The organism is Chryseobacterium sp. BGARF1 (genome assembly GCF_001677955.1).
Taxonomy (GTDB): Bacteria; Bacteroidota; Bacteroidia; order Flavobacteriales; family Weeksellaceae; genus Chryseobacterium.
Genome location: NZ_LELA01000001.1, coordinates 21,335 through 36,482 on the forward strand (window position 1 = coordinate 21,335; position 15,148 = coordinate 36,482).

The 15,148-nt window shown below is 31.1% G+C and carries 15 protein-coding genes; 8 read left to right on the forward strand and 7 right to left on the reverse strand.

Annotation, left to right across the window (positions count from 1 at the left end; translation table 11 throughout):
* Positions 1-56 precede the first annotated feature (56 nt).
* Both AB671_RS00105 and AB671_RS00110 read right to left on the reverse strand, forming a co-directional pair.
* The gene (locus tag AB671_RS00105; RefSeq protein WP_066680484.1) at positions 57-530 is read right to left on the reverse strand and encodes a BlaI/MecI/CopY family transcriptional regulator; all 474 of its coding nucleotides are present in this window, start codon (positions 528-530) and stop codon (positions 57-59) included.
* 9 nt (positions 531-539) lie between these two features.
* Complete coding sequence (locus tag AB671_RS00110) at positions 540-1,142, reverse strand: phosphatase PAP2 family protein (RefSeq protein ID WP_066680478.1); 603 nt, start codon at positions 1,140-1,142, stop codon at positions 540-542.
* Between the two features lie 126 nt (positions 1,143-1,268).
* On the opposite strand from AB671_RS00110, the gene pdhA reads away from it, so the two are divergent.
* The 4 genes from pdhA to AB671_RS00130 all read left to right on the forward strand — a co-directional run bounded on the left by pdhA (position 1,269) and on the right by AB671_RS00130 (position 5,870).
* Positions 1,269-2,270, forward strand: coding sequence for a pyruvate dehydrogenase (acetyl-transferring) E1 component subunit alpha (gene pdhA, locus AB671_RS00115; protein ID WP_066680471.1), 1,002 nt, complete (start codon positions 1,269-1,271; stop codon positions 2,268-2,270).
* An 82-nt stretch (positions 2,271-2,352) separates the two neighbouring features.
* A complete protein-coding gene (locus AB671_RS00120; RefSeq protein ID WP_066680470.1) occupies positions 2,353-3,957 on the forward strand; it encodes a pyruvate dehydrogenase complex dihydrolipoamide acetyltransferase in 1,605 nt (534 codons plus the stop codon).
* 183 nt (positions 3,958-4,140) lie between these two features.
* Entirely contained in the window at positions 4,141-5,007 is an 867-nt protein-coding gene (locus AB671_RS00125) for a GLPGLI family protein (RefSeq protein WP_066680469.1), read from the forward strand.
* Positions 5,008-5,024: 17 nt separating this feature from the next.
* Positions 5,025-5,870 carry a GLPGLI family protein gene (locus AB671_RS00130; RefSeq protein WP_066680468.1) on the forward strand — a complete coding sequence of 282 codons (846 nt, stop codon included), beginning with the start codon at positions 5,025-5,027 and terminating at the stop codon, positions 5,868-5,870.
* A 64-nt stretch (positions 5,871-5,934) separates the two neighbouring features.
* Here AB671_RS00130 and AB671_RS00135 read toward each other — a convergent pair whose 3' ends face one another.
* Positions 5,935-6,324, reverse strand: a complete 390-nt coding sequence (locus AB671_RS00135) for a hypothetical protein (RefSeq protein WP_157444095.1) — start codon at positions 6,322-6,324, stop codon at positions 5,935-5,937.
* Positions 6,325-6,449: 125 nt separating this feature from the next.
* Complete coding sequence (locus AB671_RS00140) at positions 6,450-6,800, reverse strand: hypothetical protein (protein ID WP_066680466.1); 351 nt, start codon at positions 6,798-6,800, stop codon at positions 6,450-6,452.
* 453 nt (positions 6,801-7,253) lie between these two features.
* On the opposite strand from AB671_RS00140, the gene AB671_RS00145 reads away from it, so the two are divergent.
* Positions 7,254-8,735, forward strand: a complete 1,482-nt coding sequence (locus AB671_RS00145) for a helix-turn-helix domain-containing protein (RefSeq protein ID WP_185116238.1) — start codon at positions 7,254-7,256, stop codon at positions 8,733-8,735.
* A 514-nt stretch (positions 8,736-9,249) separates the two neighbouring features.
* Here AB671_RS00145 and AB671_RS22135 read toward each other — a convergent pair.
* Positions 9,250-9,420 (reverse strand): lmo0937 family membrane protein, encoded by a 171-nt coding sequence (locus tag AB671_RS22135; RefSeq protein ID WP_111944949.1) that lies wholly within the window; start codon positions 9,418-9,420, stop codon positions 9,250-9,252.
* Between the two features lie 719 nt (positions 9,421-10,139).
* On the opposite strand from AB671_RS22135, the gene AB671_RS00150 reads away from it, so the two are divergent.
* The 3 genes from AB671_RS00150 to AB671_RS00160 all read left to right on the forward strand — a co-directional run bounded on the left by AB671_RS00150 (position 10,140) and on the right by AB671_RS00160 (position 11,902).
* Complete coding sequence (locus AB671_RS00150) at positions 10,140-10,742, forward strand: hypothetical protein (protein ID WP_157444096.1); 603 nt, start codon at positions 10,140-10,142, stop codon at positions 10,740-10,742.
* 133 nt (positions 10,743-10,875) lie between these two features.
* Positions 10,876-11,628, forward strand: a complete 753-nt coding sequence (locus tag AB671_RS00155) for an SDR family oxidoreductase (RefSeq protein ID WP_066679956.1) — start codon at positions 10,876-10,878, stop codon at positions 11,626-11,628.
* 10 nt (positions 11,629-11,638) lie between these two features.
* Positions 11,639-11,902 (forward strand): SemiSWEET transporter, encoded by a 264-nt coding sequence (locus tag AB671_RS00160; RefSeq protein WP_066679982.1) that lies wholly within the window; start codon positions 11,639-11,641, stop codon positions 11,900-11,902.
* A gap of 63 nt (positions 11,903-11,965) precedes the next feature.
* Here the strand turns inward: AB671_RS00160 and AB671_RS00165 are convergent, their stop codons facing one another.
* Together AB671_RS00165 and AB671_RS00170 are read right to left on the reverse strand one after the other, a co-directional pair.
* Positions 11,966-12,940 (reverse strand): FAD:protein FMN transferase, encoded by a 975-nt coding sequence (locus tag AB671_RS00165; protein WP_066679957.1) that lies wholly within the window; start codon positions 12,938-12,940, stop codon positions 11,966-11,968.
* Between the two features lie 11 nt (positions 12,941-12,951).
* Complete coding sequence (locus AB671_RS00170; protein WP_066679958.1) at positions 12,952-15,147, reverse strand: PepSY domain-containing protein; 2,196 nt, start codon at positions 15,145-15,147, stop codon at positions 12,952-12,954.
* Position 15,148: the final 1 nt, after the last annotated feature.

The window sequence follows — 15,148 nt, forward strand, 5'->3', positions numbered from 1 at the left end:
CAGTAGTTTTTTCATCATAAACTAATAGCCAACAACTAAAAACTAGCAACTATAAACTAGTTTTCACTCTTTTTCTTCTTCTTTTTCTTATCCTTTCCTTTCTTGTCTTTTTTAGGATTTAAGACCTCTTCAGCATATTCCAGCTTAGGTTCTTTTACTTTCACAGGTTTCATTTCGATTTTAAGGCCAAAATAAGTTTTAAGGTCATTCTGTGAAATCAAATTTTCATCAAATAAAAATTCCAAAATCTCTTTTCCTGAATTATTAAAGAAATTATGCGAAAGTTCTTTCAATAAAAACTTTTTATAATCTTCATAAGGTACAATGACAGAGTATTTGAAAATTCTACCTTCTTTTTCGGTAGACAAATATCCTTTTTCAACTAATATTTTCAGATAGGTTGATACGGTATTTTGATGGGGTTTTGGCTCTGGATGCTGCTCCATAACTTCCTTTAAATAAAAGCTTTGAAGTTTCCAGAATAGCTTCATTAAATTTTCCTCAGCCGAGGTAAGATGATTTATTTTCATAAAAAATTCTTAATGTTGAAATTGAATATTGCAATAAAGGTAAATAAAAGATACTAGAAAAGCTATTCCTGCGCCCATAAATACTTCTTTTACGGTGTGTCTTTTTAAAATCACTCTTGTAATTCCTACCAAAGCTGCAATTCCGAACCAAAAAAATCCTGCTTTCCAGTCGAATGCATAAAACAATGCGGCAACAAATACATTAAAGGCAGTATGCATCGAACTTTTAATATATAAATTACTGTATTGAAGAGCAAATAACAAGATTAAAATAAAAAGCATTACAAAATCAATGTAGCCATTTATGATGTAATGATAAATTTGATAGGAAATAATACAAATTGCAATAAAAATATATAAAGATTTTCTCTGTACGCGATTGGAAACATCCATATTGGTATATCTGCCCGTTTTTACATTCCAAATAAGCCAGAAAACGACAGGAATGATAACTATTAATAGGATAGGAAGGAAATGTGTAATTGCTTGTTTAAAAGTGTAATTCTGAAAGCTTAAATACAAAAAATAAATAAACAGTGAAACCAACGGATTGAAAAAGTCTGAGATAATTCTCGAAATAATATGCAGTGCCGAAGTCTTTTTTTCTTCCATAATTAAGTTTGAAATGTAAATATAACATTATAAGTAAAAAAACAATTGCTGTGCATATAATAAAAACGAAGTTTTTTTTATATTTTTGCTCAACTATTTCATAATAAATAAGCAAGAAGCTCGCACATGAAAGAATTTTCTAAAGAGATATACCTAAAGTGGTATGAAGATATGACAATGTGGAGAAGGTTTGAAGACAAATGCCGTTCTCTTTATCTAAAACAAAAAATCAGAGGTTTTTTACATTTGTACAACGGTCAGGAAGCTATTCCGGCAGGTTTTACGCATGCAATGGATTTAACCAAAGATAGTATGATCACTGCTTACAGATGTCACATTCATCCAATGGCAATGGGAGTAGACCCTAAAAGAATCATGGCAGAACTTTGTGGTAAAGCTACAGGTACTTCCGGAGGTATGGGTGGATCTATGCACATTTTCAGCAAAGAACACCGTTTTTACGGAGGTCATGGTATTGTAGGAGGACAAATCCCTTTGGGAGCAGGTATTGCTTTTGCAGATAAATTTTTCGACAGAAAAGCTGTAAACATCTGTTTCTTTGGAGACGGTGCTGCAAGACAGGGATCTCTTCACGAAACTTTCAACATGGCAATGAACTGGAAACTTCCTGTAGTATTTGTTGTTGAAAACAATCAATACGCAATGGGAACTTCTGTAAAAAGAACTGCTAACCACGAAGATATCTATAAACTAGGTTTAGGATACGAAATGCCGTGTCTTGCTGTAGATGCAATGGATCCTGAGAAAGTGGCTGAAGCTGCTTACGAAGCTATTGAAAGAGCAAGAAGAGGTGATGGACCTACTTTTATCGAAGCTAGAACTTACCGTTTCAGAGGACACTCAATGTCTGACGCTGAACCTTACAGATCTAAAGAGGAAGTTGCTATTCACAAGAAAGATGATCCTATTGAATTGATCAAAGAGAGAATCTTAGCAAACAGCTGGGCAACTGAAGAAGAATTGGAGGTTTTAGATAACAAGTCTAGAGATTTCGTAGAAGAATGTATCGAGTTTATGGAAAACTCTCCATATCCTGATGCAGAAAAAGTTTACGAGTATGTTTATGCTCAAGAAAACTATCCGTTCTTAGATAAATTAGAAAATTAATAAATAATAATTAATTTGATATTCGAATTTGAGTTTCCCTAATCTCAAATCTCGAATCTCGAATCTCAAATCAATATAAATTATGGCAGAAGTGATTACAATGCCACGTCTTTCCGATACAATGACGGAAGGAAAAGTGGCTAAATGGCATAAAAAAGTAGGAGATAAGGTAAAAGAAGGAGATATTTTAGCCGAAATCGAAACTGATAAAGCAGTACAGGATTTTGAATCTGAAGTGGAAGGAACTCTTCTTTATGTAGGTGTTGAAGAAGGTTCAGCTGCTGCAGTAGATTTAGTTTTGGCAATTATCGGAAATGAAGGAGAAGATATTTCAGGATTAACAGGCGGAGCTACTGCTCCCAGTGCTGCTTCTGAAGACAAAAAAGAAGAACCAAAAACAGAATCTAATACTACTGCGACTGAAGAAACTTCTGTGGAAGTTCCGGCTGGAGTAGAAGTGATTACAATGCCAAGACTTTCTGATACAATGACGGAAGGTAAAGTGGCTAAATGGCATAAAAATGTAGGTGATAAGGTAAAAGAAGGAGATCTTCTTGCTGAGATTGAAACCGATAAAGCTGTTCAGGATTTTGAATCAGAATTCAATGGAATTCTTTTGAAGCAAGGTGTTGAAGAAGGTGGAGCTGCTCCGGTTGATACTGTTTTGGCTATCATCGGTCCTGAAGGAACTGATGTTTCTGCTGTTGGAGCTCCAAAAGCTGCTGCAAAATCTACGGATAAACCAGCTGAACAAAAATCTGAAACTAAGATAGAAGAGAAATCGGTTGCATCAATTGAGAACTCATCTTCAGACAGAGTCGCAATTTCTCCTTTAGCTAAAAAAATGGCTCAGGAAAAAGGTGTTGACATCAATTCTGTACAAGGTTCAGGAGAAAACGGAAGAATCGTAAAAAAAGATATTGAAAATTATCAGCCATCTGCAAAACCTGCTGCTTCAGTTCCGACTGCAAGTCCAGCTGCTCAAGTTGCATTAAGTTTTGTACAAGGTGAAGATACTGAGACTCCAAACTCTCAGGTAAGAAATATCATTGCAAAACGTCTTTCTGAAAGTAAATTCTCTGCTCCTCATTATTATCTGATGGTTGAAATTAACATGGATAAAGCGATTGAGGCTAGAAAAGAAATCAATTCTTTACCAGATACAAAAATTTCTTTTAACGATATGGTCATTAAGGCGACTGCAGTTGCTTTAAGAAAACATCCACAAGTGAATTCTAGTTGGGCAGGAGATAAGGTAATTCATAGAGGAAATATCAACGTTGGAGTAGCAGTTGCGATTCCTGACGGATTGGTAGTACCTGTTTTGAAGAATACTGACCAAATGAATTACACTCAGATTTCTGCTGCTGTAAAAGATATGGCTGGAAGAGCAAAATCTAAAGGTCTTAAAGCTAACGAAATGGAAGGTTCTACATTCTCTATCTCAAACTTGGGGATGTTCGGAATTGAAACTTTCACAAGTATCATCAATCAACCCAACGCAGCAATTCTTTCTGTAGGTGCAATTATTGAAAAACCAATTGTTAAAAACGGTCAAATTGTAGTTGGAAACATCATGAAGCTTTCATTAGCTTGTGATCACAGAGTTGTAGATGGAGCGACAGGAGCTCAGTTTTTACAAACTTTAAAAATGTATTTAGAAAGTCCTTTAACTTTGTTACTGTAATTTTTTAATATATAAATAATTAAAACCTCTCACTTCGAGAGGTTTTTTTGTTTTAAATTTTACCCAATCTCGAAATTCTTAATTTCGTTCCTAACTCCTAACTCCTAACTCCTAACTCCTAACTCCTAATTTTTAAAACTTTGCCAATAAAAAATAATATCCTATTTTAGTGAAAAAATATTTATGAAGAGAATTTTTGTCGGAGTGATGTCAATTTTCAGCATTATTACTTATGCGCAAAACCAGCGTTTTTCTTACGAATACAAATTCGTGAAAGATTCTACCGAAAAAGATAAAAGTGAAACAGAAATTATGCTTTTGAATGTTTTTTCAAAAGGTTCACAGTTTTACAGTAAAGATGTTTTTGAATCTGATTCAATTTTAAATGCGGAATTTAAAAAACAATCCGGAGGTTTGGATCATCATATCAATTTAACAAGATTTAAAAGCAAAGGCAAAGTAAGATATCAAGTAGAAAAAAACTATCCGGATTATTCAGTTAATTTTTTTACTAATTTAGGATCTATGGAGTATATGGTTCAAGAATCCAGAAATCAAAACTGGAAAATCTTACCTGAAAAAGAAAAAATAGGGGAGTTTAATACTCAAAAAGCAACATGTGATTTTGCTGGTAGAAAATGGACGGCATGGTTTACAACAGACATTCCCATTCAGGATGGTCCGCACAAATTTCATGGTTTACCGGGTTTAATTGTAAAACTTGAAGACAAAACAAAATCTCACATTTTTGAATTGAAAGGTGTAAGAAAATTTGATGATAAAGAAGAATGGAAAAGCTTTAAAGACAAAGAAAGGTACGAACCTTTAATTGTTTTAAATGATAAAAAATATAGAAAAACATATTTAGACAACAGAGCAGACCCGAATAAAGGTTTAAGAAATCTTTTGGCTGAAGGTGGAAAATTTGAAATGAAAGATGCTTCGGGAAAAATTATGGATTCTAATCAAATAATGAAAGACCGAGAAAAGAAACAAAAAGAAGCCAATAAAAAGAATAATAATGTTTTAGAACTTGATTTACTACAATAACTAACTACATAAGAATTATGAAGAGAATTATTATGGGAGTTTTTTCCTTTTTAAGTGTGACGCTTTTAGCTCAGAATCAACGCTTTTCTTACGAATATAAATTCATTACAGATTCTACTAAAACGAATGAAGTTGGTACAGAAATCATGTATCTGGATGTAGCCAAAAAAGGTTCGAAATTCTATAGCCAAAAGAAAAGTATAGCTGATTCAATACATCAGGATAGAATAACGAAAAAGACAAGAGATTTTACGGGTATTGATTATGGCTTAGTTCCATTTGTCGTTGAAAAATCTTATCCTGATTTTAAAATAGATTTCTTCAACAACCTCGATATGAATAAATATAAAGTTTCTGATAACAGAGCAATGAACTGGAAAATTTTACCTGAAAAAGAAAAAATTGGCGAGTTTAATGCTCAAAAAGCATCTCTTTATTTTGCAGGCAGAATTTGGACAGCATGGTTTGTCTCTGATATTCCTATTCAGGATGGACCTTATAAATTTCACGGCCTACCGGGCTTGATCATTAAAATTGAAGATAAGACGAAGTCACATTCTTTTGTTTTAAAAGAAATTAAAAAACTTACTTCCGATCAAGATTGGGTAAGTGATAGTGAGAAAAATGCTTTTGGCAATACCATTGCTATTGATCAGGAAAAATACAAAAAACAAGTTGTTGATTTTAGAAATAATCCTACAAAAGGGATGCGTCAAATGTTATCCGGAAACACAAAAGTAATGATGATCGATGAAAACGGAAAACCATTAGATATTGAAAAAATGCTGAGAGACCGAGAGAGAGATGCTAAAGCAAATAACGCAAGGAATAATAATTTATTAGAATTAGATTTATTAAAATGAAATTACAAATCAATAAGTGAATAAAATAAAAACCTGCTGAAATATACAGCAGGTTTATAAAATTTTAATTTTTCGCTCCCATCTTCCAGTGAGAGGTATCTCTTGGAGGTTCTTTGCAGTCATCTGTGTCAGAAGTTAGCCAATGGGAAGTATCTCTTGGTGGATTTGGGGATGGGGGTGGTGGAGGTGGAGGTGGGCACTCTTTTTTAGTATTAGCTTCTAACAAGCTCATGTCAATTTTTATTAAATTCTCATTAGCTTTAGAAATTCTCCAATGAGAACCGCTATTAGATGTTGCTTGAGTTTTTTCTGATTGTAAAGAAAGTTGCTGTTGTTCATTTTCTATTAGCATTTCATCAGTTTCTCTACAAGCAATACTCGAAAGACCAATTGCAATTAAGCTAATTGCGATAATTTTTGTTTTCATGTTGATTTTAAAAGTTTTATACTTCAAATGTACAAAAAATATTTATATAGAAAATTATATTGCGTTTCGGTAAAATAATTTTAATTCCGATATTATGATGCAAAAAAAACCTGCTAAAATAAGTCAGCAGGTTTTTCGTGTTATTAAAAATTTTATTTTCCTTTCCAGTGAGTACCATTTTTAGGTGGATCCGTAGGTTCTTCGGTACTGATAGTTTCAGAAGAAATAGTAATTGAGCTTAAACCTGAAATATCTTTAGGTGCGTTTATTTTTATACTATCTGAAATTTTCCAATGTGTTCCGTTTTTTGGAGGATCACCGTTAGTATCTAAATTCAAAGATAAAGAGTCTTCAGAACTGCCTTTTTGAGTTGCCGAAGATTTATCTAATGTTTGAGCAGCATTTATTTGTTCATCGTCAATTAGGCCATTTTCATCTTGCCTACAAGCAATACTCGATAGTCCAATCAAAATTAAACTGAGTGTTATTAAATTTGTTTTCATTTTATTCTAGGATTAATGATTTAAAATTTATTTTTATTTATTGTTCGAAAGTAGTCAAAAACATAGATACAATACAAATGTATGTAGGTTCGATTTATAAATTTTTACTAAATATAATATTTACGTTATATACCCACTAAACTTTATTTAATAAACTCATTATATTAAAATTGCTTATAATAAATACTTTTTATGTACTTTTGAATGAAATTTATCGGGATATATCTGATGTTTAAAAAAATTTTTACATTATTTTGTTGCTCATGTGCAATAATTGTTTTTTCACAGGATTTCTATTCAAAACTTAGAGAAAAATATTGGGTTTATGAAGAGAATGACCCTCGTGCGTTTGTGTTTATAAATCAGTGTATATCAAAAGCTAAGTCTGAAAAAAATTACAAAGAGTTATTTCAGGCTTACAAAGATGCAATTTTATATTCTGAAAATAAAAAAATGGCTTATGCAGATAGTTGTATTATTGCTGCAAAAAATTCGGAAAAAAATGATTTAATTGGAGATGCTTATCTTAGTAAAGGAGCTATTTATTATTTTAATCAACGTAAATTCCAGTATGCTTTAGAAGAATATTTAAAAGCATACGAATATTTAAAAGATTCTAAGAATGAGTTTTTAAAATATCAGAATATTTATCATATAGGCGTTGTTAAAAGTTATCTTGGATATTACGATGAAGCTCTTAACATATTCAATGAATGTATTGAATTTTTTGAAGCAAAAATCGATGGTGACTTTAATAAAAATATTATTTTCAACAATACAAAAGGTTATTTAAATTCTCTCCATCAGGCAATTATATGCTATCAAATGCTAGGAGAGAACGAGCAGGCAAACAGGTTGCTTAATGTAGCAGAAACTAAAATCCCAAAAACTAAGGATTTTAATTTAGAAAAAAGTTATTTTACAAAAAGCCTTGGAGTTTCCGAATTTAAGAATAAAAACTACACAAAGGCGATTCAATACTTCGATCAGGCTCTTCCTGAGCTTATAAAGGTTAATGACTTTACATGGGTTTCATATATTTATTTTTATAAAGGTAAAAGTTATGAGCTTTTGGGTAATCTTAATCTTGAAGTAGAAAACTATAGAAAAGTAGATTCTATCTTCAATAAAAATAAATTTATTCTTCCTGAACTGAGAAGTAACTATGAAGAATTGATAGGATATTACCGAAAAGAAAACAACCATAAAGAAGAATTATATTATACGAATCAGCTTCTTAAAGTTGATAGTGTAATAGCTTCAGATTTTAAACATCTTTCAACACGAGTTTATAAGGAGTATGATACAAAGATGCTTCTGGAAACCAAAGAGAATTTAGAGAAAACAAATTCTTATAGCAAACTACTTATATTTATTTGTTTAGCAATTATTACAGCGCTAGGAATTGTAATGTATTACAGAATAAGAAAGCAAAAAAATATTCAGAAAAATTATGATGATTTATTAATAAAGCTTGAAGAGAGTAATCAGGCTGAAGAGACTACTCCGATTGTAAAACCTGAAGTAGCTGACGCAGGAGATAAAAATATAAAGTTTGACAGCAGTATCGTAGAAAAGCTCTTAAACGACATTCATATCTTTGAAAACAAGCAAGGATACCTCGAACAGGGATTAACGCTTAAAAAGCTCTCAGAACAGTTTAAAACGAATACTTCTTACCTTTCACAAGTTATTAATGAATATAAAGGGAGCAACTTTAATACTTACATCAATATTTTAAGAATCAACTATGCAACGCAGAAAATCTATCATGATAAAGAATGGAGAAAATACTCTATTGAGCATATTGCTTCAGCAGCAGGATTTAGCAACAGACAGAGTTTTTCAAATATTTTTCTTGAACAAAATGGTATAAGACCTGCTGATTTTATTAAAAAAAGAATTAAAGAACTAGAAGACCAAAATCTTTCTTAGTTGTAAAACTTAAACCTATTTAAAATGAAAACCGAACCTTCAATGAAGGTTCGGTTTTTCTATTAATAGAATGTGATAAATGGTGTCTAATTTAGAATTGTAGATAACAGGGCTCTTTTTCCTAGATTGTCAAGAACCCTGATGTTCTACATGAAAACTGAATGATGAAAAGTTATTATATATGAATGATTTAGTGTCTCGTTTTATCTGTAGCAAATATATAATCATAAAATTTCATCAACAACTTATTATGGGGGCTATTTATAAATAGTGACGTAAAAATGCGTAAAAAAATCGATTTTTTTACGTATTTAATTTACTGATAATCATTGTTTTATGTTTGTTTTAAGTCTTGAATAAAAATGGAACATAAATAATAATAGTTTTAATGAAATAAAATCAAAATTTAAAGTTTTTACAGATAATTCTTAGAAATTTTAATATCAGATTAGTTTTTTATAATAAAAAAATCAGGATAAAATTATCCTGATTTCTTATTTTTTTGATTAATGTTCTAGTCTAAAGGTTTTCTACCGGAAATAATATTGTAGAGAACTACAATTACTGCAATTACTAATAAAACATGAATTAAATAATTGGTACTAATCCCAGGAATAATGTTTAGCATCCCTAAAAGCCAAACAATAATACAGATGACGGCTACTAACCATAATAAGCTTTTCATAATAATATTTTTTTTGATTGATAAATTATAATTAGCATATTGTATGCCTTTTCCGAAAAAATATATTTTTTTTAATATTTACAGAGATAAAATTTAAATCTAAAAAAACTTTGAAGTGTAAAGGATGAGTCTTGAATTGTCTTTGTCTTAGAAATTTTTTTTCATCAAAGAGAATTATCAATATATCTTCTGTACGGATAGAATTATTTTGTAAAGATAGACTCATCAAAAAAGAGTAGACAAACTTGAATTTTTCTAAAATATTAAAATTTTGCATAACAAGGAATACAAATATTCTAAGACGTAGGCATCAAGTTAAAAATAGGGAAAAAGGTATTAAAAACAGAAGTTGTTACAAAAATTAAACCCTCCTTGTGGGAGGGTTTAATAAAAACACAAATGATGAAAAAAAAATTTTCAGTCCAAATATACTTAAAAATTTAATATGTGTACTAATTATTTACAAAAAAAATAACCAACCCTATTCTTTTATAGGAGCTGATATGATTAATTATTGAAAAATCGACTTAAACATTAAAAATTTATGATGTAAATATTAAAAAAAGGAATGGAAATTGTAACTAAGTTTTGGATTAATAAATCATTATTCGGAGTGTTTTTTTTAAATCATTCAGTATAACTTCTAATAGTTTAAATATTAAAAGATGATTTTTTAATCAAATAAATTATGGTATAATAAATTAATGCAGATTAAATTAATGAAGGCAAAAAAAATTCCTGGAATTCCATTGCAGATTAAAGGACAGTTCCATGATACTGAGAGTATTCAAAAATGTGAAAATGTTCAAGAAGCAGAACTAAAATATAATCTGCTTAAAGAACGTTTTTTTGATATAAATAAATGGAATACTTATTCAAATGAAAATATTGCAGAGTTTACGTTATGTGATTCTTCGGGAAATACAGTCCACAGATTGCCTTTCATAGGTGATTATATCAAAATATTATTATCTAATATAAAAAAATCGGAAAAAGAGAGTTATCAATGGGTACGTATTGACATGATAGACAAAACAAATCCTAACAACATAATGATACAATGCCGACCTTCAAAGTTACCAGGAAATGAATTTGCCGGAAATATAGTTCATTTTCATTCGGTAGGTACTACTTCTACATTTGTCATTTCAAAAGGTAGCGATTATGTTAAAATGGCAATTTACGGAAGGAACGAGAAGCCTAACCAAAATACAGATATTGTTAACAGTGTAAAAAACATGTTCATTGCGTTCGGTAGAAGAGTTGGTGCATCAAAAATTCAATGGAAACAGCTTACAGATGGGATGGTAAATTTAAAATAAAATACCACATCTATTATTTTATAGTTTTTTTTTATCATAGAAGCATACAATTTGCTTCATCATATGTAAAGAAATAAAAATTCAGTGTATTATTTTATGCTGAATTTTTATTTTAAACCATAATCACAGAAATATGAATAGATTACAACTTAATGGTAAGATAGTTTTAATTACGGGAGCAGATAGCGGGATAGGAAAATCAGCAGCTTTACTCTTTGCAGAAGAAGGCGCCGATATTGCGATTATCTTTCATTCAAATATTGAAGATGCTGAAAAAACAAAGAGTGAAATCGAGTATTTAGGACGACAATGTTTGATTTTTAAAGGAGACGTTAACGACAGCAGCTTTTGTCAAAAAACAACAAAAGAAATAATAGAAAATTTTGGAGGCATAGATATTTTAGTTAATAATGCAGGTATTCAGTTTCCAAGTGATGATATTACAAAGCTAAAAGAAGAGGATATTCGTACTACTTTTAATTCCAACATCATCGGGATGATCCTTCTTACAAAAGCAGTTTTTCCTTACTTAAAAGAAGGAAGTTCTATTATCAATACGACATCTGCGGTAGCTTATCAGGGGCATGAAGAGTTATTAGATTATGCAGCTACAAAAGGTGCGATTGTTTCATTTACAAGATCTTTAGCTTTACAAGCAAAACCGAAAGGAATTAGAGTAAATGCAGTTGCTCCAGGACCGGTTGCAACACCACTTACAGAAGAAACCTTTGGCGAAGAAGAAGAGGATGAAAATAAACCACCATTACAAAGAAATGCAAGTGCTGAAGAAATTGCGCCGTCCTATCTTTTCTTGGCAACCCAAGCTTCAGCACAAATGACAGGACAGGTTTTACATCCAAATGGAGGAATTATTGTTAACGGATAATTTAGAAAAAATGAATGTAGAAATTTTAGGACTAATTGCGGGTGCTTTAACCGCTATTGCATCAATGCCACAGCTTATTAAGGTTATTAAAACAAAAAATGTAGAAGATATTTCCTGGTTAATGCTTGCGATTCTGATTTCGGGGCTTTCACTTTGGGTTTGGTATGGTTTTGAACAAGAGGAATTGCCCATTATTTTGTCAAACTCCTTTGCTGTAATCGTTAATGTAACTTTATTAACTTGTTATTTTATTTTTAGAGATAAAAAAAAATAATGAATTGATATTTGATCAACTTAAAAGCTTCTCCTATAATTGAATAATAGGAGAGTTTATATCTTAATGATTTAAACTTTTAATTATTTTCCCTGAATCAGTAATCAACAAATATTGATATTCAGGGAATTTTTTTATCAACTTCAGACCTTCCTTTTTTCCTAAAACCATTAGTGAAGTACTGAATCCATTTGCCATTGTTGCATTTGGACCTACAACGGTAACGCTTGTTAAGCCAGTTGAAGGATAACCGGTTTTAGGATTCATAATGTGAGAATATCTTTTGCCCTGAATTTCTGCATATTTCTCATAACTTCCCGAAGTCGTAACAGCATTTTCTTTTAAATAAAGAACTGCAGCCATTTTATCATCTTTAAAAGGGTTATTAATTCCAATTGCCCAGGGTTTTCCATCGGGTTGATTTCCCCAAGCTGAAATATCGCCAGAAGCATTGATAATTCCCGCTTTTACTCCAAAACTTTTCATTAACTCTCTGATTTTGTCAGCTGCATAACCTTTTCCTATCGATCCAAAACCTATTTTCATTCCTTTATTTTTAAGAAAAATAGTAGAATTGGTTTTATCTAAAATAATATTTTGATAACCCACATTTTTCACAGAATTTTTGATGGATTCTTCAGAAGGTAATTCATTCATAGAATCATCAAACTTCCAGATTCTATCCATGGCAACGATGCTGATGTCGAAAGCTCCGTCAGTCAATTTAGAAAAATAAATTCCTTTTTCGGTTAAAGCAAAAACTTCCGCATCAACTTTCACGGATTTTATCCCTGCATTTCTGTTAACTTCCGAGATTTGAGTTTCCGGTTTCCATTCTGAAATTAAATTTTCAATTCTCGTAATCTCTTCAATAGATTTGTCAATGTTTTTTTCTGCCGAAAGAGAATCTTTATCTACCAAAGTAATTTCAAATTTACTTCCCATTAAAGTAATCAATCTGCTTCTTTCAACCTGAGCAAACATTGATGATGACGACAGTATTAAAAATAAATAAGAGAAATTTTTCAGGCTTTTCATGTGCTTTAGAATTAATAACAGTCAGTTAAAATTTGTCCGTTTGCTTTGTAAGTTTCGTAATCTTTATTTTTCAGGGCACATAATTTTCTTAAAGTATCTTCCACATCATGCTGCATTTTAAGAGCACCACAAATCATGATGAAACCTCCGTTTTCTAATGAATTGGTAAACAATTCGGCATCTCTTTCAACCAAATCCATTACATATTGAGATTTTTCTTCTCTAGAAAATGCCAAATTAAAAGACGTTAATTTCCCTTTTTTGATATTTTCATGAGCAAAATATTCGTAATTAACGGTTAGTTCACTTGATTTTCTGAAACCGCAATACAAATGAGTTTTCGTTTTTCCGGTTTGCTCCTCAATCATACCTAAAAACGGTGCAATACCTGTTCCATTGGCAATCATAATTACTTCAGATGCCTTTTTAGGAAAATGAAATTCTGAATTTTTAATAATTCTTGCTTTTATTTCCTGATTTTCTTTTAAACGATGTAAAAATGCTGAACCGAGACCATTTTCATGAAGTTTTATAACCAGCTGAATGGCTCCATTTACTTTTCCGATAGAATAAAATCTTTCTTTATGATCATTCTCTGGATAAATGGCAAGTAAATCTCCAGATTTAAATTTTACCAAAGCATTAGGTTTTAAAATTACTTTAAAAGTAGTCACTTCATCTACGATTTCACTTTTCCCAATGACTTTCATTTTCTTTAAAGAAGGAACTTTTTCGCCGTATAAAGATGGTGCAGTTGCCAAAGGAATCATGGTTTCATAGCTCCATTTTTTTGCCCATTCTGTAAATTCTGCCGTTGATTTATCGTTGACTGTAAAAAGTTCAAGCTGAGATTCTGCCCAGTTTTGTTCGGATAATAATTGGTCAACTTCAATTGCAAAACCGCAAAAATCTTCGTAAGATTTGGAACCAAAACCAACTACAGAATATTTAATCTTTTGATTCTGAGGAAATTCTTTTAAAAGCTTCTTAAAGTTGGAAGCATTTGTTGGAGCTTCACCTAAACCATAGGTTGAAGTAAAAATGATAATATGCTCTGCTTTAGGATATAATTTATATAGATTAAGCTCTGTAATGAATGATTTTTTTCCGTCTGATAAAAGTTGTGAATGAATTTTATTGGCAAAACCTAAAGTTGAACCGTTTTCTGAACCAACCAAAATAATGATTTCTGCATTTTCAGCTTTATATTTATTTTTGATCTTATTTCGGGTTCGCTTAAAAGTAATGATAAAACCTGAATAAATGAATAGTAAAATTCCAACGGAAGAAATCCCTAAAATGGTTGACCAAACAACACTTCCACGGCCTGTATGAAAGGTTAAGCTGAGATTTTCATAAATAAGAGTCAGCGGATATTTTTCTTCTTTTACAATCTCTCCATTAATTTGATTGACAGTAATTTCTCTGTCTTTTAGTTTTAAAACAAAAAATTCTTCAGCATCATCTTCAATAAAAGGAAATTCAATTTTCTTAACTGCACTAAGTTTAGTTTCTTTAAAAATAGGAAAGTCTGCTAATTTTATCTGAGTTTCAGAATTGGTGATTTTATGAGCAATCTTTTCATTTTTACCTTTCGGAATTAATTCAAAACGATATATAAAAAGGTAAGTTCCAGTAATAGAAATTATTAAAATAGGAATCAATAAAAGCCTTCCGGAAACAACATGAAGATATTGCGAGAAAAAATCTTTTTTGATATTGTCGAAAAAATGTCTGATCCCATTTTGCCTTTTGATGATCAGAATAAGCCCTGAAATACTGATGATCATTAATAAAAAAGAAACAACTCCTACAGCAAACCTTCCGGTTTCTTTTAAAAATAAAGAACGGTGCAGCGAAGTTATCCAATTGATAAATTTACTTTTTTCAACAGGTTTTCCTAAGATTTTTCCGGTTGTAGGATCGATGTATGCTTTGATGTTTTCACCATTATCGTCTAAACCTTCCAAGGTTACAAACTGATTGTGATCAACACTGATCTCCGTTATTTCTGGAAAAACCTTGCGCAGTTCCGGTAAAGACTGGGCAAGGTTTATATTACTGAAATCGTCAACTCGATAAGGCTGAGTTTTTTCCTGTGCAGCATCGTATGCTAAAATTATTCCTGTGGTAGAAGCTACGATAAGAAATAAAAATGTAAGTATTGCTAAAGTTAAATGGGCATACCTCCAAATTGATAAGGTCATT